This is a genomic window from Sphingomonas sp. DMC6 (assembly GCF_056314225.1).
In genome coordinates this window covers 46226-64701 of record NZ_JBQUYT010000003.1, presented here as the reverse complement: position 1 = coordinate 64701, position 18476 = coordinate 46226, and the positions used below count along the sequence as shown (strand labels likewise).

At 66.7% G+C, this 18476-nt stretch carries 24 protein-coding genes; 12 read left to right on the top strand and 12 right to left on the bottom strand.

The features are described from left to right. Positions 1–29: 29 nt before the first annotated feature. The 3 genes from ACT53M_RS07620 to gpmA are packed head-to-tail and all read right to left on the bottom strand — an operon-like array spanning position 30 to position 2331. Entirely contained in the window at positions 30–1103 is a 1074-nt protein-coding gene (locus tag ACT53M_RS07620; protein ID WP_476232486.1) for a 5-(carboxyamino)imidazole ribonucleotide synthase, read from the bottom strand. Then, positions 1100–1585: a 5-(carboxyamino)imidazole ribonucleotide mutase gene (gene purE, locus ACT53M_RS07615; RefSeq protein ID WP_476232485.1), complete on the bottom strand. Its 486-nt coding sequence runs from the start codon at positions 1583–1585 to the stop codon at positions 1100–1102. The genes ACT53M_RS07620 and purE overlap by 4 nt, the downstream gene beginning before the upstream one ends. Before the next feature lie 59 nt (positions 1586–1644). Beyond that, on the bottom strand, positions 1645–2331 hold the full coding sequence (gene gpmA, locus ACT53M_RS07610) for a 2,3-diphosphoglycerate-dependent phosphoglycerate mutase (protein WP_476232483.1): 687 nt from the start codon (positions 2329–2331) through the stop codon (positions 1645–1647). 76 nt (positions 2332–2407) lie between these two features. On the opposite strand from gpmA, the gene ACT53M_RS07605 reads away from it, so the two are divergent. After that, positions 2408–3133, top strand: coding sequence for a dienelactone hydrolase family protein (locus ACT53M_RS07605; RefSeq protein WP_476233222.1), 726 nt, complete (start codon positions 2408–2410; stop codon positions 3131–3133). A gap of 40 nt (positions 3134–3173) precedes the next feature. On the opposite strand, the gene ACT53M_RS07600 is transcribed toward ACT53M_RS07605, so the two are convergent. From ACT53M_RS07600 to ACT53M_RS07585, 4 genes are all read right to left on the bottom strand, one after another. Continuing rightward, entirely contained in the window at positions 3174–3632 is a 459-nt protein-coding gene (locus ACT53M_RS07600; RefSeq protein WP_476232482.1) for a GNAT family N-acetyltransferase, read from the bottom strand. 176 nt (positions 3633–3808) lie between these two features. Continuing rightward, the gene (locus ACT53M_RS07595) at positions 3809–4270 is read right to left on the bottom strand and encodes a GNAT family N-acetyltransferase (RefSeq protein ID WP_476232481.1); all 462 of its coding nucleotides are present in this window, start codon (positions 4268–4270) and stop codon (positions 3809–3811) included. Then, on the bottom strand, positions 4267–5385 hold the full coding sequence (locus tag ACT53M_RS07590) for a M14 family metallopeptidase (protein WP_476232479.1): 1119 nt from the start codon (positions 5383–5385) through the stop codon (positions 4267–4269). Before ACT53M_RS07590 ends, ACT53M_RS07595 begins: the two co-directional genes overlap by 4 nt. Beyond that, positions 5382–5993, bottom strand: a complete 612-nt coding sequence (locus tag ACT53M_RS07585) for a DUF4136 domain-containing protein (RefSeq protein ID WP_476232478.1) — start codon at positions 5991–5993, stop codon at positions 5382–5384. Before ACT53M_RS07585 ends, ACT53M_RS07590 begins: the two co-directional genes overlap by 4 nt. 231 nt (positions 5994–6224) lie before the next feature. Between ACT53M_RS07585 and ykgO the strand changes: the two genes are divergently transcribed. Together ykgO and ACT53M_RS07575 are read left to right on the top strand one after the other, a co-directional pair. After that, the gene (gene ykgO, locus ACT53M_RS07580; RefSeq protein ID WP_010543750.1) at positions 6225–6350 is read left to right on the top strand and encodes a type B 50S ribosomal protein L36; all 126 of its coding nucleotides are present in this window, start codon (positions 6225–6227) and stop codon (positions 6348–6350) included. Positions 6351–6358: 8 nt separating this feature from the next. Then, the gene (locus ACT53M_RS07575) at positions 6359–6979 is read left to right on the top strand and encodes an HAD family hydrolase (RefSeq protein WP_476232477.1); all 621 of its coding nucleotides are present in this window, start codon (positions 6359–6361) and stop codon (positions 6977–6979) included. A 55-nt stretch (positions 6980–7034) separates the two neighbouring features. On the opposite strand, the gene pyk is transcribed toward ACT53M_RS07575, so the two are convergent. Next, the gene (pyk, locus tag ACT53M_RS07570) at positions 7035–8504 is read right to left on the bottom strand and encodes a pyruvate kinase (RefSeq protein ID WP_476232476.1); all 1470 of its coding nucleotides are present in this window, start codon (positions 8502–8504) and stop codon (positions 7035–7037) included. Between the two features lie 72 nt (positions 8505–8576). Here pyk and ACT53M_RS07565 point away from each other — a divergent pair, with 72 nt between their 5' ends. The 4 genes from ACT53M_RS07565 to ruvC all read left to right on the top strand — a co-directional run bounded on the left by ACT53M_RS07565 (position 8577) and on the right by ruvC (position 10659). Further along, a complete protein-coding gene (locus ACT53M_RS07565; protein ID WP_476232475.1) occupies positions 8577–8942 on the top strand; it encodes a DUF1244 domain-containing protein in 366 nt (121 codons plus the stop codon). Positions 8943–9085: 143 nt separating this feature from the next. Beyond that, positions 9086–9322 (top strand): DUF2312 domain-containing protein, encoded by a 237-nt coding sequence (locus ACT53M_RS07560; RefSeq protein ID WP_476228678.1) that lies wholly within the window; start codon positions 9086–9088, stop codon positions 9320–9322. Between the two features lie 81 nt (positions 9323–9403). Further along, on the top strand, positions 9404–10147 hold the full coding sequence (locus tag ACT53M_RS07555; protein ID WP_476232474.1) for a YebC/PmpR family DNA-binding transcriptional regulator: 744 nt from the start codon (positions 9404–9406) through the stop codon (positions 10145–10147). A 23-nt stretch (positions 10148–10170) separates the two neighbouring features. Beyond that, positions 10171–10659, top strand: a complete 489-nt coding sequence (ruvC, locus tag ACT53M_RS07550) for a crossover junction endodeoxyribonuclease RuvC (protein ID WP_476232473.1) — start codon at positions 10171–10173, stop codon at positions 10657–10659. A 41-nt stretch (positions 10660–10700) separates the two neighbouring features. Here ruvC and ACT53M_RS07545 read toward each other — a convergent pair whose 3' ends face one another. Then, positions 10701–11141, bottom strand: a complete 441-nt coding sequence (locus ACT53M_RS07545) for a hypothetical protein (RefSeq protein ID WP_476232472.1) — start codon at positions 11139–11141, stop codon at positions 10701–10703. A 231-nt stretch (positions 11142–11372) separates the two neighbouring features. Here ACT53M_RS07545 and ruvA point away from each other — a divergent pair, with 231 nt between their 5' ends. Next, positions 11373–11969: a Holliday junction branch migration protein RuvA gene (gene ruvA / locus ACT53M_RS07540; RefSeq protein WP_476232471.1), complete on the top strand. Its 597-nt coding sequence runs from the start codon at positions 11373–11375 to the stop codon at positions 11967–11969. 178 nt (positions 11970–12147) lie between these two features. Further along, complete coding sequence (locus ACT53M_RS07535; protein WP_476232470.1) at positions 12148–12705, top strand: DUF4337 domain-containing protein; 558 nt, start codon at positions 12148–12150, stop codon at positions 12703–12705. A 203-nt stretch (positions 12706–12908) separates the two neighbouring features. Here the strand turns inward: ACT53M_RS07535 and ACT53M_RS07530 are convergent, their stop codons facing one another. After that, complete coding sequence (locus tag ACT53M_RS07530) at positions 12909–13799, bottom strand: NAD(P)-dependent oxidoreductase (RefSeq protein ID WP_476232469.1); 891 nt, start codon at positions 13797–13799, stop codon at positions 12909–12911. 92 nt (positions 13800–13891) lie between these two features. On the opposite strand from ACT53M_RS07530, the gene ruvB reads away from it, so the two are divergent. The 3 genes from ruvB (at position 13892) to ACT53M_RS07515 (ending at position 16520) form a co-directional block, all read left to right on the top strand. Next, the gene (gene ruvB, locus ACT53M_RS07525) at positions 13892–14917 is read left to right on the top strand and encodes a Holliday junction branch migration DNA helicase RuvB (protein ID WP_476228683.1); all 1026 of its coding nucleotides are present in this window, start codon (positions 13892–13894) and stop codon (positions 14915–14917) included. Between the two features lie 77 nt (positions 14918–14994). After that, the gene (gene mgrA / locus ACT53M_RS07520) at positions 14995–16056 is read left to right on the top strand and encodes an L-glyceraldehyde 3-phosphate reductase (RefSeq protein WP_476232468.1); all 1062 of its coding nucleotides are present in this window, start codon (positions 14995–14997) and stop codon (positions 16054–16056) included. Continuing rightward, entirely contained in the window at positions 16053–16520 is a 468-nt protein-coding gene (locus tag ACT53M_RS07515; protein WP_476232467.1) for a GreA/GreB family elongation factor, read from the top strand. Before mgrA ends, ACT53M_RS07515 begins: the two co-directional genes overlap by 4 nt. A 186-nt stretch (positions 16521–16706) precedes the next feature. On the opposite strand, the gene ACT53M_RS07510 is transcribed toward ACT53M_RS07515, so the two are convergent. Both ACT53M_RS07510 and ACT53M_RS07505 read right to left on the bottom strand, forming a co-directional pair. After that, positions 16707–16976, bottom strand: a complete 270-nt coding sequence (locus ACT53M_RS07510) for a hypothetical protein (RefSeq protein WP_476232466.1) — start codon at positions 16974–16976, stop codon at positions 16707–16709. A gap of 61 nt (positions 16977–17037) precedes the next feature. Then, positions 17038–18465 carry an efflux transporter outer membrane subunit gene (locus ACT53M_RS07505; RefSeq protein ID WP_476232465.1) on the bottom strand — a complete coding sequence of 476 codons (1428 nt, stop codon included), beginning with the start codon at positions 18463–18465 and terminating at the stop codon, positions 17038–17040. Positions 18466–18476: the final 11 nt, after the last annotated feature.

Below are 18476 nucleotides of genomic sequence, written 5' to 3'. Positions count from 1 at the left end.
CTCCCTGCGAGGGAGGGGCGTGACCCCGCTCAGCCCCGCTTCACGCGGGTGACATGGCCCATCTTGCGGCCGGGGCGCGACTGGCCCTTGCCATAGAGGTGCAGGTGCGTGCCCGGCTCGGCGAGCAGCTCGGGCCAGCGATCGGCCTCGTCGCCGATCAGGTTTTCCATCTCGACATGGGCCCCTGTCAGCGCAGTCGATCCCAGCGGCAGGCCGCAGATCGCGCGGACATGGTTTTCGAACTGCGAGGTCTCGGCGCCCTCAATGGTCCAGTGGCCGCTGTTGTGGACGCGCGGTGCCATCTCGTTGAACACCGGCCCCGCATCGGTCGCGAAGAACTCGCAGGTCAGCACGCCGACATGATCCAGCGCCTCGGCGACGCGGCCGGCCAGTGTGGCGGCCTCGGTCCAGTGGCGGGCGATTTCGGCCGGGGCGGGCAGGGTGGAGCGGGCGAGGATGCCGTCCTTATGCTCGTTCCACGGCGGCGGATAGCTGGCCAGCGTCCCGTCCAGCCCGCGCACGGTGATGATCGAAAATTCGTGGCTGAAGGTGACGAAGCCTTCGAGGATCGCGGGACGCTCGCCAATGGCGGCCCAGGCCGCTTCCGCTTCGTTCGCGTCGTGGATCCGCACCTGGCCCTTGCCGTCATAGCCCAGCCGCAGCGTCTTCAGGATCGACGGCGCGCCGATCCGCGCGATCGCGTCGTGCAGCTCGTCGCGGGTGGTGACCAGCGCCCAAGGCGCGGTACGGCCGCCCAGCTCGGCGACAAACGACTTCTCGTTCGCGCGGTCCTGCGCGATCTCCAGGCTCTTGGCGCCCGGCCGCACCGGCACCTTGGCCGCGAGATGCGCGACCGGTGCGAGTGCGACATTCTCGAACTCATAGGTGACCACGTCGGCATGGGCGGCCAGTTCGTCGAGCACGATATGGCTGTGATAATCGGCGCGGGTGTAGCTGGAGGCAGTCTGCGCGGCGATGCTTTCCTCGTCGGGTGCCAGCACATGGGTGCGATAGCCGAGCTGTGCTGCGGCCACCGCGATCATCCGGCCGAGCTGGCCACCGCCGAGAATGCCGATCGTCGATCCGGGCGGAAGCACGCTCATTCCGGGTCCACCACCACATTCTCGGTTTGCGCCGTGCGCCACGCGATCAGCCGTTCGGCCAGTGCATCGTCGGATGTGGCGAGGATCGCGGCGGCGAGCAGGCCCGCATTCTTCGATCCCGCCTTGCCGATCGCCAGCGTGCCGACGGGGATGCCGCCGGGCATCTGAACGATCGAATAAAGGCTATCCAGCCCCTTCATCGTCTTGGATTCGACGGGCACGCCCAGCACCGGCAGATGCGTCATCGCCGCCGCCATGCCCGGCAGATGCGCCGCGCCGCCGGCGCCGGCGATGATCACCTTCAGCCCGCGATCCGCTGCGCCGGTGGCATAGTCATAAAGGCGCTGCGGGGTGCGATGTGCGGAGACAACCTTGGTCTCGTGCGGCACGCCCAGTTCCTCCAGGATCGACGCGGCGTGCCGCATCGTGTCCCAGTCGGACGTGCTGCCCATTATTATCCCGACGAGAGGTGCTTCCGACATGCCTGCCCCTTAATGGAAGCCCGGCTTGTTAGTGGGGCCGGGCGCCAAGGGCAATGGTTTCACCGCTCGCTGAGGTAATAGCGCTCGATTTCCTTCAGCTCGTCGTCGAGCTGATAGACGATCGGCTGGCCGGTCGGGATTTCCAGGTTGACGATGTCGGCATCGGCAATGCCCGACAGGTGCTTGACCAGCGCGCGCAGCGAATTGCCATGGGCGGCGATCAGCACGCGCTTGCCGGCCTTCAGCTCGGGCGCGATCCGCTCTTTCCAATAGGGCAGCACGCGGGCGATCGTGTCCTTCAGGCTTTCGGTCTGCGGAATCGGGATGCCAGCATAGCGCGGATCCTTGCCCAGATCCCAGGGCGAGCCCGCTTCGGGGAGCGGCGGCGGCACATCGAAGCTGCGGCGCCAGACCTTGACCTGTTCCTCGCCATGCTTGGCGGCGGTCTCGGCCTTGTTCAGGCCCGTCAGGCCGCCATAATGGCGCTCGTTCAGCCGCCAGTCCTTTTCCTCGGGCAGCCACAGCCGGCCCATTGCTTCCAGCGCCAGATGCAGCGTCTTGATCGCGCGGGTCTGGAAGCTGGTGAAGCACAGGTCGAAGTCGAGGCCCTTTTCCTGCATCAGCTTGCCGGCGGCGGTCGCCTCGGCAACGCCCTGTTCGGTCAGGTCGACATCCCACCAGCCGGTGAAGCGATTCTCCAGGTTCCAGGCGGACTGTCCGTGCCGGATCAGGACGAGGGTGGGCATGTGCGCGGCTCCTTGCATCGATTTGCCGCTGTCCTTAGCGACAAGCGCGGCGGGGGCAAGCATGCGAGGATTCGACATGGCAGTGGTGCGACAGACGCTGGTGTATGATGGCCCGGGCGGTCCGTTCGAAGGCGTGGCTGCGTGGGACGATGCAGTTATGGGCAAGCGTCCGGCGGTGCTCGTGCTCCCCAACGTGCTCGGCCAGAAGGAAGCGGACAATCGCAAGGCGGAGGCGCTGGCGGCGCTCGGCTATGTCGCGCTGGCGGCGGATGTGTTCGGCCAGGGCAAGCGCACCCGGCTCGGCGACCCCGAGATGGGCCGCTACATGGCCGAACTGAACGCCGACCGCGTCCTGCTGCGCGACCGCCTCCAGGCTTCGCTCGATGCGCTGACGGGGCTGGCGGTGGCCGACCCGGCGAAGCGGGCGGCGGTCGGTTTCTGTTTCGGCGGCAAATGCGTGCTCGATATGGCGCGCGCCGGGCTGCCGATACTGGGCGGTGTCTCGTTCCACGGCGTCTATGACCGTCCCGATTATGCCAATGTCGGGCCGATCACCGCCAAACTGCTGGTCTGCCATGGCTGGGACGATCCGATCGCGCCGCCCGAAGCAGTGGTGGCAGTGGCGCAGGAACTGACCGAGGGCGGTGCCGACTGGCAGCTCCATGCCTATGGCCATGCCGGCCATGCCTTCACCGATGTTGACCGCAAGGGCGGACCGAACCCGGCAATCGCCTATGAGCCGCGCGCCGACGCACGCAGCTGGCGGGCGATGGTGGATTTCCTGGCGGAGATTTTCGGCTGAACAGCCGGGGCCTTCCCGTGTAGGCGGGCGCCAGGCTGGCTCACAGAATGCGCGACATGAACCGGCTGGCCGGATCGGCGCGATAGTCGCCAAAGGGCGGGCAGTCGGTGAAACCGAACTGGCGGTACAGCGCCTGTGCCGCCTCGAACGCGGTCGTGGTGCCGGTTTCGAGGCTGACCCGCCGATAGCCGCGCTCGCGCGCGACGCCCAATATGTGCGACATCAGCGACGCTCCCGCGCCGCGTCGCAACTGGTTGGGGGCGGTGCGCATGCTTTTGATCTCGCCATGCCCTGGCTCGAGCGCGCGGAGCGCCGCGCAACCGAGCAATGCCCCTTCGCGCCAGGCGCTCCAGAAGCTGATGTCGGGTTTGCGCAGACCGATCAGGTCCAGCACATGTGCGCTGCCCGGGGTCGGGTGGGCCGCCACCTCTTCCAGATGCATGCGGAGCAGCGCCTGTACCTCGGGCGTGTCGAGGCCCCCGTCGCGGATTTCGATCAACGCGCGGCTCGATGCCCGAATGGTTGCTGGTCGATCATCACTGCCCCCCGTTGTGCGCCCTTGCCCCAAGGGGGATCCCCCATCCCCCGACACCACCATTGCGGCAGTGCGATAACATTCTGTTACCGCTGGCAGGACTTGTCACGCGCTTTTGCGACGCGAACGCAGCGTGGGAACTAGAGGGGCAGGGTGAGGAACCGGCTGAACGGGTCGTTGGCGGGGTAATCGGCAAAAGCGCCGCAGGGAACGAAGCCGCGCCGGGCATAGAGGCGCAGGGCGGGTTCGAATTCCGGCGCTGAACCGGTTTCCAGACTCAGCCGCGAGAGCCCGAGCGCGCGGGCGGTGGCGATGATATGATCGAGCAATGCCCCACCTACACCTTTGCCGAGATGTTCGGGCGCGGTGCGCATCGACTTCACTTCGCCATGCGTCGCGTCGAGCTGCTTGAGCGCGCCGATGCCGAGCAGCGTGTTGCCGTCCCACGCGCTCCAGAAGCGGATATCGGGCGCACGGAGCGCCGACAGATCGAGAAAATGGCAACTCTCCGCGGGCGAGCTGGCGCGCATGCCGCTCGCGTGCAGGCGCAGCAGATCCTGCACCTGCCCATCGTCCAGCCCGCCGTCCCGAATCGCGATCACAGTTCGTCGATCATGCCCGCCAGCGTTTCCAGGCACGCATGCGCCAGCAGCTTGCTGCGGATCGGCGACCAGCCGAATTCCGCATCGGCGTTCGCATCGTGGTCCTTGAACGGCATTTCCAGCGTCATCGACACTGCGCCGAACCGCTCGGCAAGCTGGTTGGTCGACATCGACAGATTGGCCTTGCCCGGCGCCGACTTGTCATAACCAAGCTCGGTCTGGAAATCGGGCGTGTGCGCGGCGAGCCGGCGACCGAATTCATAGAACTTCTCGCCCAGCGCGTCGGTCCAGCTAGGAATGCCTTCGAAGCCGGCGAGGAAGTTGGCCGGGATCGCCTCGTCGCCATGCACGTCCATTGCGAAGGTGACGCCGGTCTCGTCCATCGCGTTGCGGACTGCCAGCACTTCGGGGCTGCGCTCGGGCGTCGGCGCATGCCATTCACGGTTGAGGTTCACGCCCGCCGCGTTGGTGCGCAGATGGCCGCGCCGCGACCCGTCCGGGTTCATGTTGGGCACGACATGGAAGGTCGCCTTCTCGCGCAGCGTGCGGGCGACTTCGTTATCTTCGTCGGTCAGGAACTCGAGCGCGCCTTCGGCCCACCATTCGGCCATGCTCTCGCCCGGATGCTGGCGGGCATAGAGCCACACCGTCTTGGGGCCGGTGCCGAGCGTCAGGCAGTCGAGCGGCTGGCCGTCCAGCGTCGTGCCAAGCTGGCGGTGCGTCACGCCTTCCATCAGCGCGATGCGGCTGACCAGGTCGTGGTGGCGCTCCATCGAATAGGGCGCGAAATAGGCAAACCAGGTGAGGTCGGTCTGGCAATGGTGGCGGAAGGTCAGGACGCCGTCGGCATAGTCCGTCTCCGCCATCCGCCACGATTCGCGATCCGCCGACCAGCGCGCCTTGTAGCCCGGCCAGCCGAACGGATAGGCCGATCCCGCAGCGTTGAGAATGCGGAACGTCAGCGTACGTCCGGCCGCGCCGGCGACGCGGAAGTGGAACCACTGATAAAAGTCGGACTCATGATCCTTGACGATCTCGAGGTCGACCTGATCGCCTTCGATGGCGATGGCGCGGATGTTGCCGCTGTCGAACGCGGCGTTGATCTGGATGCTCATTTCACCGTGATAGTGATGCCGGACTCGCCGGGGAAGTCCTTGAACAGTGCCGCGGCCAGCCGCTGGGCGCTCGCGGCGGGCTGGTTATCGTCCAGACCCACGCCAGTGGTGTCCGCCTTGCCTTCCCATACGACGCTCATGTCGGAGCGGCGACGCAACTGCACCCACAGTTCCGAGGTCAGGATCGGGTGCTCCTTGCGCTTGCCGATGCCGAACGAGAAATCGCCGCCGACGCCCACGCCGCCGCCGCGACCGCCATTGAACGTGCCCCCGCCCAGGCCGATCTGCACCGGCGGCGGATCCTTGATCACACCGCGCGAAATGCGGGTGAACGACACGCTGGCAGTGTAGCCTGCGGGGCGTTCGCTGGTGGCGGGAACATAGCCCTGCCGCGCCAGTTCGGCCTGCACCGCATCGGCATAGATGCGGAATTCGGGGGTGACGTCCATCGCGCCGCTCATCGGCTCGACCTGTACGGTGGTCCGCTCGAGCGGCTGGCTCAGATGATAGCGCGTCACGTCGATCGGCGCATGATGGTTGGTCGCCGTGCAACCGGCAGCCAGCGCCGGGGCGGCCAGGAGCAAGGGGATACGCAGATACTTCTTCACGGCTGTGCACTCCTGTTTCGCGGGCGCAACGGGTCTATCGCTCCAACCCGGCTCCGGTCGAGTCGGTTCCGGCATCCATTGGCCGCGTTGCTCCGGCATTGCGAGCGAACAGGGAGCTTGGCACCTTTCATGCTCCAGCAGGCCGCGCTTTGCCTTGACTTCCTCGGCCGGCGACTATAGGCGGGCGCCTCTTTTCCGGCATTCCAGATAATTTTGAGAAGCGAATCGGTCATGAAGATCGTGAATTCATTGAAGTCGCTCAAGGGGCGGCACCGCGACAACCGCGTGATCCGCCGCCGTGGCCGGATCTACGTGATCAACAAGACTCAGAAGCGCTTCAAGGCCCGCCAGGGCTGAGCCTTCGGGTGGGGACGCCGTACGCCGTCATTTTCGACGTCGGCAACGTCCTTTTTCCTTGGGAACCGCGCAAGCTGTACGAGCGCCTGTTCGACGACGAACAGGCGCTCGACGCATTTTTGTCGCAGGTCGTTACCAAGGAATGGCACTTCCAGCATGACGCTGGTCGCCCCTTCGCCGAAACCTCGGCGGAGCTTAGCGCGCTTTACCCGGAGCATGCCGAGATGATCGCGCTCTGGGGGCCGAAGTTCGGCGAGCAGCTTGGGCCGCCGATCCCCGGCATGGCCGAGCTGGTGGCAGAGCTCGATTCGGCGCGCGTGCCGCTCTACGCCATCACCAATTTCTCGGGTGAGTTCTGGCGCGAATGGGCGCCGCAGCAGGATGCGATCTTCGGCCGTTTCCGCGACATCGTCGTCTCGGGTGACGAGAAGCTCGTGAAGCCCGATCCCGCCATTTACGCGCTCGCGCTCGACCGTTTCGGCCTGAAGGGCCCCGATTCGGTGTTCGTCGATGACATGCCCGCCAATGTCGAGGCGGCGAATCGGGCCGGCATTAACGGCGTGCTGTTCACCGGCAGCGCTGCGGCCTTCCGCAGCGATCTGGTCCGGCTGGGCGTGCTGGCCGCCTGATTCGCGCCGCGTACCGGGAGCCTCCCCGGACGGCGCCCGGGGAGGCTCGAACGGCTTATTGCCCCTCGGCGCCCTGATAGTTTTTCAGCTCGTCACCCAGGATCGTCACCACGTGCAGCACGTTGGTGGAACCTGGCGTCTTGAACGGCACGCCTGCGCACACGATCACCCGATCGCCAGCATTGGCCAGGCCGTGGCGCAGTACCATCCGCTTGGCCTTGGCGACCATTTCCTCGAACGAATCGACGTCGCGGGTGTGGACGGCATGCGTGCCCCAGAGCAGGCCCAGCCGCCGCGCCGTGTCGCGTTCCGGCGTCAGCACCAGGATCGGCACGCTCGGCCGCTCGCGAGCGATACGGCGCGCGGTCGAACCCGAGCTGGTGAAGCAGATGATCGCCGCAGCCGACACCGTGCTGGCGATGTTCTTCGCCGCTTCGGCCAGCGCGTCTGCGGTGGTGGGGTCGGGCTTGGTGACGGTGAAGTGGACACGCTCGCCGTGCGCTGGGTCGCGTTCCACCGCGTCGGCGATCGAGTTCATCATCGACACCGATTCGACCGGCCATTTGCCCGCCGCGCTTTCCGCCGACAACATGATCGCGTCGGCACCGTCATAGACTGCCGTCGCCACGTCCGACACTTCGGCGCGAGTGGGCGAGGGGCTCTCGATCATCGATTCGAGCATCTGCGTCGCGACGATCACCGGGCGGCCCAGCCGACGTGCGGTTTCGACGATGCGCTTCTGCAGCGGCGGCACCGATTGCGGCGGCAGCTCGACGCCCAGGTCGCCGCGCGCGACCATCACGCCGTCGCACTGCTCCATGATCTCGTCGAGCCGGGCAATGGCGCTCGGCTTCTCGATCTTGGCGAGCAAGGCTGCCTTGCCGCCGATCAGACGGCGCGCCTCCATCAGATCCTCGGGCCGCTGGACGAAGCTGAGCGCGATCCAGTCGGCGCCCATTTCGACGGCGAAGCTCAGGTCGCTGCGGTCCTTCTCGGTCAGTGCGGCGAGCGGCAGCACCATGTCGGGCACGTTGAGGCCCTTGTTGTTCGACAGCGGGCCGCCGACTTCGACGATAGTGGTCAGCCGGTCGGGCGCGGCATGGGTCACACGCAGCACCAGCTTGCCGTCGTCGAGCAGCAGCCGTGCATTTTCGTGCGCGGCCTCGAAGATCTCGCGGTGCGGCAGTTCGACGCGGGTGGCATCGCCCGGCGTGGGATCGCGGTCGAGGGTGAATTCATGGCCGGTGACCAGCATCACCTTGCCATCGGCGAACTTGCCAACGCGCAGCTTCGGCCCCTGCAGGTCGGCGAGGATGGTGGTCGGGCGGCCCGTTACCTTCTCCATCGCGCGGATCGCCTCGAACACCGGCCGCTTCGAATCCTGGTCGCCGTGGCTCATGTTGATGCGGAATGCGTCGGCGCCTGCGCGGAACAGCCGCTCGATCATCTCGGGGCTGTTGCTGGCCGGGCCCAGCGTTGCGAGCACGCGAACCTTGCGCGAACGGGGAGGGATCGCCTGTGTCATCGTTGTCATCCTCGGCTTGTGCGAGCCCGCCTCTAACCTCTAATGCGACGGGATCAACAGCGGAGACGCGCAATGGATGAACTTGATCGGCTCGACGACGCCACGGCCGCTGCTGCTTTCCGTCGGCTGGTGCGCCACCTGCGCCATCGCAAAGATGCTCAAAACATTGATCTGATGGGGCTTTCCGGCTTTTGCCGTAACTGCCTGGGCGACTGGATCCACGAAGCCGATCCGGCGATCGACAAGGCCGCGGCCCGGCGCATCGTCTATGGCATGGACCAGGCCGACTGGAAGGCGAAGTACCAGAGCGAAGCTACGCCGGAACAACTCGCGCGCATGGAAGCGAGCCTGAAGAAAAATGCCGAGCTGGACGAAGCGCTCGACGAAAGCTTCCCGGCCAGCGACCCGCCGGCGATGACCGAGCCGGGGCGCGGATAAGCACTGCCCGCGGATAAGGGTTGAGCACGCGGCGCGGCTTCAGTAAGCGCCCGGGTTCATCCTTTCCTTTCCGGAAGGCCGGCCCCGCGCGACGCGATTCGGGGCAGCGGCCGTCCGGCGCCATTTTCAGGAGCCGAACACCCATGTCCGATAATATTTCCGCCGAGCAGCTCCGCCTCTTGATCGAGCGCATCGAGCGGCTCGAAGAGGAAAAGAAGGGCATCGCCGACGATATCAAGGACGTCTATGCCGAAGCAAAGTCGACCGGCTTCGACGTCAAGACGATGCGTAGCATCGTCCGCCTGCGCAAGATGGAGAAGCATCACCGCGAAGAGGCCGAGATGCTGCTGGAAACCTACAAGCAGGCGCTGGGCATCTAATCCCGCGCACATGGCGCTCGCCGGCTATCCGCGCTAAGGCGAGCGCTTTCCACACCCTATTGCAGGCATTTCGGGTTCACCATGGCAGGCCATTCCAAATTCAAGAACATCATGCACCGCAAGGGCGCGCAGGATAAGAAGCGCTCGGCGATGTTCTCCAAGCTCAGCCGCGAAATCACGGTGGCGGCCAAGTCTGGCCTGCCCGATCCGGACATGAACCCGCGCCTGCGCGCCGCGATCAACGCCGCCAAGGCGCAGTCGATGCCCAAGGACAATATCCAGCGCGCGCTCGACAAGGCGAGCAAGGGTGAAGGCGAGAATTACGAAGAAATCCGCTACGAAGGCTTCGGCCCCGGCGGCGTCTCGCTGATCATCGAGGCCCTGACCGACAACCGCAACCGCACCGCCACCAATGTGCGCACGGCGGTGTCGAAGAATGGCGGCAATCTCGGCACGGCCGGCTCGGTCAGCCACGGCTTCGACCGGATGGGCCTGATCACCTATCCCGCCAGCGCAGGCGATGCGGAGAAGGTGTTCGAGGCTGCGCTGGAGGCAGGCGCCGAGGACGTGTCGAGCAGCGAGGACGGCCACGAGATCTGGACCGCCCAGGGCGACCTGCACGAAGTCGCCAAGGCGCTGGTGCCGGTGCTCGGCGAATCCGAAGGCGCCAAGCTCGCCTGGCGGCCGCAGACCATGGTGACCGTCGGCGCCGACGATGCCGCGACGCTGTTCAAGCTGATCGACGCGCTCGACGACGACGACGACGTCCAGACCGTCTGGGGCAATTACGAAGTGCCCGACGACGTGATGGAGAAGCTGGGCTGATCTGAACGGAAAGGGGAGGGGCGTTGATCATCCTCGGCCTCGACCCCGGCCTCGGCACCACCGGCTGGGGCCTTATCCGTGCCCAGGGCAACCGGCTGAGCCATGTCGCCAATGGCCGGCTCGTCACCGACACCAAGGCACCGCTGCCGCGCCGGCTCGCCCATCTCGATGCGATGCTGGCGGCGCTGATCGCCGATCACGCGCCTCAGGCGGCGGCGGTCGAGGAAGTGTTCGTCAACTCCAACGCCCAGTCGACGCTCAAGCTCGGCCAGGCGCGCGGCGTGGTGCTGTGCGCCGCCGCACGCGGCGGGATCGAGGTCGGCGAATACAAGCCGAGCACCGTCAAGAAATCGGTGGTCGGCGTCGGCAGTGCCGACAAGGAACAGGTTCACGCTATGGTCTCGCGCCTGCTGCCGGGCGTGAAGATCGCCGGCGCCGATGCGGCGGACGCGCTGGCGGTGGCGATCTGCCACGCCCATCATCTTGCCAGCGCGCGCATGGGCCTGCGGTAACGGCGTATATCGCCGTCCTGCCGGAATATGGTCCGGCAATCTCACGCCGCCAGCGCGGTCGGTCCTTCCTCGCTGTCGTTCGCAGCGGCCGGACGCCGGATTCGCCTGGTACGTGCCGCGCGAGGACGGCGAACAGGAAGGCGCATCGTCACCCATTGCCGCACGCCGCGCACGCGCAGCGCCGATCCCATCGCCACCACGGTGACCAGCGCGTCGAGCCAGGTGCTGATTTCGAACATGCCGATTGCGCTCACCACGTCCGGCCCGCACATGCCCAGCAACAGCCTGCCTTCGTCCTGCATCAGCCACAGGATGGTTGCCGCGCCCACCAGCAGGATCAGCGCCAGCAACAGGTCGCCGCGCGACCGGCGCCCCAGCCACGCTGCCGGCGCCTCAACAAGCCCGCGCCGCATCCATCGCCCGATCGGCGTGTCGCCAGCCGCGATCAGCGCCAGCCACAGCAACGCCAGAGCTGCTTCCACTATTGCCCCCGTTCCCGAATGTACCGGCGCACAAGTGGGAAGCCCGTGCGGTCTACACCAGCCCCCGCCCGCCGATTTCGGCTTTCCTACCTGACCGTGTTCCGCTTATGTACCGGATGTGACCCGAACCATCCGCCCCGGCCCTCGCCTCGTCCTGCTGCGCTTTGCAGCCCTCGCGCGCATACGCGCGATACCCTCAACTTCCTCAACTTTGCCTCCGGAGCACACGCGATGATCGCCCATTTGCGCGGTACGCTGGCGGCCAGCGGTGCGGACTATGCCGTGATCGACGTGAACGGCGTCGGCTATCTGGTCGGCGCCTCGGCCAAGACGCTCGACAAGCTCGGCGGCACAGGCGAACTGGTGACGATCCATACCGAAATGCTGGTCAGCGAGGATTCGATCCGCCTGATGGGTTTCGCCACTGCCGATGAGCGCGACTGGTTCAAGCTGCTCACCAGCGTGCAGGGCGTAGGCGCGAAGGTCGCGCTGGCGATCCTGTCGATCCTCGCGCCCGAGGAACTGCGCACCGCCGTCGCCCGCGCCGATGCGGCGACGATCGCCCGGGCAAACGGCGTGGGGCCGAAACTTGCCCAGCGCATCGTCAACGAGCTGAAGGACAAGGCGGGCGGGCTGGCGCTGGGCGGCACGGGCGCAACTGCTGTGCCCAGCGGCGGCGCGGCGGCGGATGCGGTTTCCGCCATGCTCAACCTGGGTTTCAAGCCCGCCGAGGCGAGCGCAGCGGTGAACGCCGCCAGCGACGAGCTTGGCCCGGCGGCCTCGCTCGACGCGCTGGTCCGCCTCGCGCTGCGCAAGGCGGCGAAGTGAGACCCGTTCTGCACGCCTTCCGGTCTCGGGCGGCGCAACCGCATTGCGCGAAAGGACCGCGTCATCCCGGCTTTCGCCGGGATGACAGTTGTTTTTGATGCGCCGCCGTCCCCATTCGCCAACTACGATTGCCCTGCCGTCCGAAGGCGGGCTGCTTACCCCTAACTGAGAAAGCGTCATGGAAATCGAAGTTTCCGCCGAAGCCAAGGACAAGCGCCTGAACCGCAAGGTGGCGATCACCGTCGTGACGCTGTCGGTCTTCACCGGCGTTTGCGGCATCAAGGACGGCAATATCGTCCAGGCGATGGAGCAGGCGGAGTCCGCCTCGGTCGATCTGTGGAACGAATATCAGGCGACCAAGACCAAGCAGCATCTCGCCCAAACCAGCCGCGCGGAGATTGCGCTGCTCGCCGCCGATCCGGCCAGGGCGGCGCCGGTGCTGCGCGGGCTCGATGCCGATATCGCCAAATACAAGGCCGAGGCGCCCAAGCTCGCCGAACAGGCCAAGGCGAAGACGGCGCTCTACGATGCGCTCAACGTGCATGACGACCAGTTCGATGCCAGCGAGGCGGCGATCGCCACGGCGATTTCGATCTCGGCGGTAGCGGCGTTGTCGGAAACCGGCTGGCTGCTGGCAGTCGCCTGGGTGTTCGGCGCGTTCGGCTTGCTCATGGGGCTGTGCGGCTTTTTCGGCTGGAGCTTCCACCCCGATGTGCTGAGCACGGTGCTGGGGTGAACCGAGGGTTGGCCTTTGGCTCTCTCCAGAAAGGGGAAGGGGAGAGCCTGCCCGCTTCTGTTCCCCTCCCGCTTGCGGGAGGGGGCAGAGGAGGGGCTGAGCGCTATCCGCGCTCCTTCCACTTCGGTCCCTCCCCCGACCCCTCCCGCAAGCGGGAGGGGGGCGCAGCGTCGGAGCGGTCACTCACTTCATTTCGGTCGCGCCTAAGCCAGCGGCGTCGGCAGCGGCTTGCCGGCGAAATACGCGTCGAGGTTCGCCAGCACCAGCGCCGCCATTGCCGCGCGCCCTTCCTCGGTGGCACTGCCCTGATGTGGAGCGAGCACCACCTGCTCCATCGCGCAAAGCGCCTCGGGCACCTGAGGCTCGTCGGCGAATACGTCGAGTCCGGCGCCGGCGATCCGGCCTGCCGCCAGCGCGGCGATCAGTGCGGCCTCGTCGACCAGGCTGCCGCGCGCGACATTGATCAGCAGGCCCGCCGGTCCCAGCCGGTCGAGCACCCGTGCATCGACGATGCGGTCGGTGTCGGGGCCGCCGGGCGCGGCGAGGATCAGCACGTCGCTTGCCTCCGCCAGTGCGCCGATGTCGGGCACGAAGCGCCACGGTACCGATTTCGGGTTCCGCGCACTGTAGAGCAGTTCGGCCGCGAACGGCGCGGCGCGTGCGGCGATAGCGCTGCCGATCTTCCCCAGCCCGAAAATGCCGATCCGGCGCCCGCTTGCGCGCCGGCCCAGCGGCACGGCCCAGCCACCCGCCCGTACAGCGCGATCGTTCGCGGCGACGCGGCGCTGCACCGCCAGCATCAGCGAGATGGCAAGATCGGCGACGTCCTCGGTCAGCACATCGGGCGTGGTGGTGACGCGCACGCCGCGCGCACGCAATGCATCCAGATCCAGCCCGTCATACCCCACACCATGCACCGCGACGATCTCCAGTGCCGGCAAGCGGGCGAGCAGCGCGGCGTCGAGCCGCATCTGCCCGCCGCCGACGATCGCGCGCGTTTCGGGCGGCGGATTGCCCTCGTGCAGCGTGAAGCGCGCGGCGAGTGCGCGGTGCAGTGTGTCCGAAACGCGGGTGGCGAGGTACAGATCGGCCATGGTCGAGGTGATGCGCCTCTCCGCTCGGCTTGGCGAGTCCTGCCGGGCGCCATCGACCGGCGCGCCTGCGGCCGCTACACGGACCTGATCGCATGACCGATTCCGACCGCCTCCTCACCGCCGGCCGCCGCGCCGAAGATATTGACGCTGCACTGCGGCCGAAAAGCCTGGACGAGTTTGTCGGCCAGAAGGCGGCGCGTGAAAATCTGCGCGTGTTCATCGATGCTGCCAAGGCGCGCGGCGACGCGCTCGACCATGTCCTGTTCTTCGGCCCGCCGGGGCTAGGCAAGACCACCCTCGCCCAGATCATCGCGCGCGAAATGGGGGTGGGGTTCCGCTCGACCTCGGGCCCGGTGATCGTCAAGTCGGGCGATCTCGCCGCGCTGCTCACCAATCTCGAGGACGGTGATGTGCTGTTCATCGACGAGATTCACCGGCTGAACCCGGCGGTGGAAGAAGTGCTGTATCCGGCGATGGAAGACCGCGCACTCGATCTGATGATCGGCGAAGGCCCGTCGGCACGTAGCGTGCGGATCGAATTGCCGCGCTTCACGCTGGTCGGCGCGACGACGCGGCAGGGATTGCTGACGACCCCGCTGCGCGATCGCTTCGGCATTCCGGTGCGGTTGCAATTCTACACGGTCGACGAGCTGGAGCGAGTGGTAACGCGCGCCGCCGGGTTGCTCGGGCTCGGTATCGCGCCCGATGGTGCCCGCGAAGTCGCCCGCCGCTCGCGCGGCACCCCGCGTATCGCCGGCCGGCTGCTGCGCCGGGTGCGTGACTTTGCCAATGTGCTCGGAGAGGATGTGGTCCATGCCAAGGTCGCCGATGCGGCGCTCACCCGCCTGGAAGTCGATGCGCTGGGCCTCGACGCGATGGACCGGCGCTATCTTACCATGATCGCCGACATTTATCGCGGCGGTCCGGTGGGGGTGGAAACCCTGGCGGCGGGCCTGAGCGAACCGCGAGACACGATAGAGGAAGTGATCGAACCCTATTTGATCCAGCTCGGCCTCGTCGCGCGCACGGCGCGCGGGCGGTGCCTCAACCCGGCGGGCTGGAAGCATCTCGGGCTCAACCCGCCCGCGGGAACGCAGGACGGTCTGTTCGACGGATAGTGGCGGCCGCAGCCCGTTCCTGTTCCGGCACTTCCCGCCCGGTGCCGCGTTTCCCCAGCCTCACATGGAGTTCTACGATGGCCTATCCTCAGCCCTGGCATGCCGACCCGGCCCGGTATGACGGGCGGATGCCCTATCGCCGCTGCGGCGTCAGCGGGCTCGATCTGCCGGCGATCAGTCTTGGGCTCTGGCAGAATTTCGGTGGCGCCGATGTGTTCGAAAACGGCCGCGCGATGCTGCGCCGCGCGTTTGATCGCGGCGTGACGCACTTCGATCTCGCGAACAATTACGGCCCGCCCTATGGCTCGGCCGAGGAGAATTTCGGGCGCGTGCTCGCCACCGACTTTGCCGGCCACCGCGACGAACTCATCATCTCGACCAAGGCGGGGTGGGACATGTGGCCGGGGCCGTATGGCGACGTGGGTGGCAGCAAGAAGTATCTGATCGCCTCGTGCGACCAGAGCCTGAAGCGGATGGGCCTCGACTATGTCGACATCTTCTATTCGCACCGCGTCGACCCCAGGACGCCGCTGGAAGAGACGATGGGGGCGCTGGCGCAGATCCACGCCCAGGGGAAGGCGCTCTATGTCGGTATTTCCAGCTATTCGCCCGAGCTGACGCGCAGGGCCGCCGCGATCCTGGCGGAGTATAAGGTACCGCTGCTGATCCACCAGCCCAGCTATTCGATGCTCAACCGCTGGATCGAAGGCGAACTGCTCGACACGCTGGCCGACCTCGGCACCGGCTGCATCGCCTTCTCGCCGCTGGCGCAAGGCATGCTGACGCGCAAATATCTGAACGGCGTGCCGGAGGATGCCCGCGCGGCAAAGGGTGGATCGCTCAACCAGCGGCTGCTGTCCGACGAGAATATCGCTCGCATCCGCGCGCTGAACGCCATCGCCGATCGTCGGGGCCAGACGCTGGCCCAGATGGCGATTGCCTGGGTGCTGCGCGATCCCCGCGTCACCTCCGCGTTGGTCGGCGCGCGCACGGTGGAGCAGCTCGACGATTCGCTCGATGCCGTGAACAATCTCGATTTTTCGCCCGAGGAACTGGCGGAAATCGATGCCCATGCAACCGAAGGCGCGATCGATCTTTGGAAGGTTTCGTCCACCCTAGAGGAACTGCCCCAGCGATGAGTGTCGCCTTCCGCCGCGAGAGCGACGAAGAACATAAGGAACCGAAGTTCGAGCTGCCGCTGCCGCCCGGACCCAATCTCGTCACGGCGCGCGGGCTCGCGCTGATCGCGGCGAAGATCGACGGGCTCGAAGGCGCCATCGCTGCTGAGGCCGACGAGGAGGCGCGGGAGGGGCTGAAGCGCGAATTGCGCTATTGGAATACCCGGCGCGCCACGGCGCAGCTGGCGCCGCCGATCGAAGCAGGAACGGCCGGTATCGGCGCGCGGGTGCGCATCCGGATGGGCACCCGCGAGCGCCAGATCGAAATCGTCGGTCATGATGAGGCCGATCCGGCGATCGACCGCCTGGCGTTCCAGGCACCACTGGCGCACGCCCTGCTCGGCGCCGAGGTTGGCGAGCGCGTGGACTTCAACGGACGGACAGAAGCGATCGAAATCGTTGCCGTGGAGCAGATCGACGGGTGATGGATCCCCGTAATCCTCCTCCGGGGTCGCGGGCCGGAGGAGGATGCTTGCGGGGAATCGCCAGCCCCGGACCTATGCCATGTTCTGCACGGTCGGGGCCGAGAAGCCGGTCCAAAATGGGTGTGATTGCAGCCGGCTAGTGCCGATTGTTCAGCCCATACGGGCGGCCTGTCGCCCGATCGGCTCTCAGCTCAGATGCTTCGCGTGCTTGCCGCCATAACGCTGGCCGAGGTAGTCGTTCAGCTTGCGCAGATAGTTATGCGCGACATGGGCGCTTTCCGACCGGCAGGGCAGCGGATTCTTGCTGATGCCTTCGGCCCGCCGCTCGACCTTCGCGCAGAGAAGCTCGATGTCGCGGCGCGAGAGCAGATTTTTCTCGCGCATCAGGCATAGCAGACTCTCCAGAATGATCAGGCTCTCTTCGCCTGGATTGGTCGGCGACTCGTCGGGGGACACTGCATCACTCTCCTATTTTTGTAGTTGTAACGATATGCAGATTTGATCCCCTGACAAGCAGTTACTCGAGCCCGCCCCCCAGCGTGCGGTAGAGCGTGACCAGATTGTTCGCGCGGCTCAGCCGGGTGCTGACCAGCTGCTGCTCGGCCGCATAGGCGCTACGCTGCGCGTCGAGCGCGGTCAGGAACGAATCGACCCCGGCGCGGTAGCGCGCGTCGGACAGCTTCGCTGCCACCGCCGCTGCCTCTGCCCGCGCCGTCTGGGCGGACAGTTGCTCGTCAATCGTGCCGCGCTGCGCCAGTGCATCGGATACTTCGCGGAAAGCGGTCTGGATGGTCTTCTGGTAGTTGGCGACTGCCCCTTCGCGCGCCGCACGGGCGGCTTCCAGATTGGCCTGGTTCCGCCCGAAGTCGAACAGCGGCAATGTTGCCGAAGGCGCAACCGAGTAGGTGCCCGTGCCGGTGCCGAACAGCTGGCGCAGCGACGGGCTGATCGTGCCGATCGTCGCGGTGAGCGACAGGCGCGGGAAAAACGCCGCCCGCGCCACGCCGATATTGGCGTTCTGGGCGATCAACCGATGTTCCGCCTGCAGCACATCGGGACGACGCAGCAGGATGTCCGAAGGCAGCGCACCGGGCAGCGTGTCGATCGTCGCCGGCTTGTCGCCCAATGCCTCCGGCTGCAGTGCCTCCGGCACCGGCGCGCCGGTGAGCAGTTGCAGCGCGTTGAGGTCCCGGGCGATCTGCGTTTGCAGTACGGCCACATCGTTCCGCGCGGATTGATAGCTGGTTTCCGCCTGGCGCGAGGCGAGCTCCGACGCCACGCCGGTGCGGAACTGGGCGCGCGTCAGTTCCAGCGTCTGCTCGAACGTCTTCAGCGTGCGCTGGGCGATGGCGAGCTGGTCCCGGTCGGACGCCAGCGTCAGCCATGCGCCGGCGATTTCGCCGATCAGGGCGACGCGGGTGGCTCGCTGCGCTTCTTCGGTCGCGAAATATTGTTCCAGCGCCGCCTGGCTGAGGTTGCGGATGCGGCCGAACAGGTCGAGCTCGAACGACGAGACGCCGGCATTGGCAGTGAAGCTCTGGACATCCTTGACGCCAGCGCTGCCCGTGGCGCCGCCCGTGCTGGCGGCGAAGGACGCCGTGTTGGTGTAGGTGCCACTGCCGCTGGCCGACACGGACGGGAACAGGTCTGCGCGCTGGACGCGATATTGTGCGCGGGCCTGCAGCACATTGGCTGCGGCAATTCGCAGATCCTGGTTGTTCGCGAGGCCCAGCGCGATCACCTTGCGCAGGCGTTCGTCGACGAAGAAGTCACGCCAGCCGATCTTGCTGATGTCGGGCGCGTCCGTCGCGGCGGCGGGATAGATGCCGCTGCCCTGCGGCAGCGCCGCCGGTACGGCCGCTTCGGGTCGGGCATAATGCGGCGCCAGATTGCAGCCGCCCAGCAAGGTGCCTGCGGCCAGCGCGACAAGGGTGGGGATACGCATATTCACGGCCT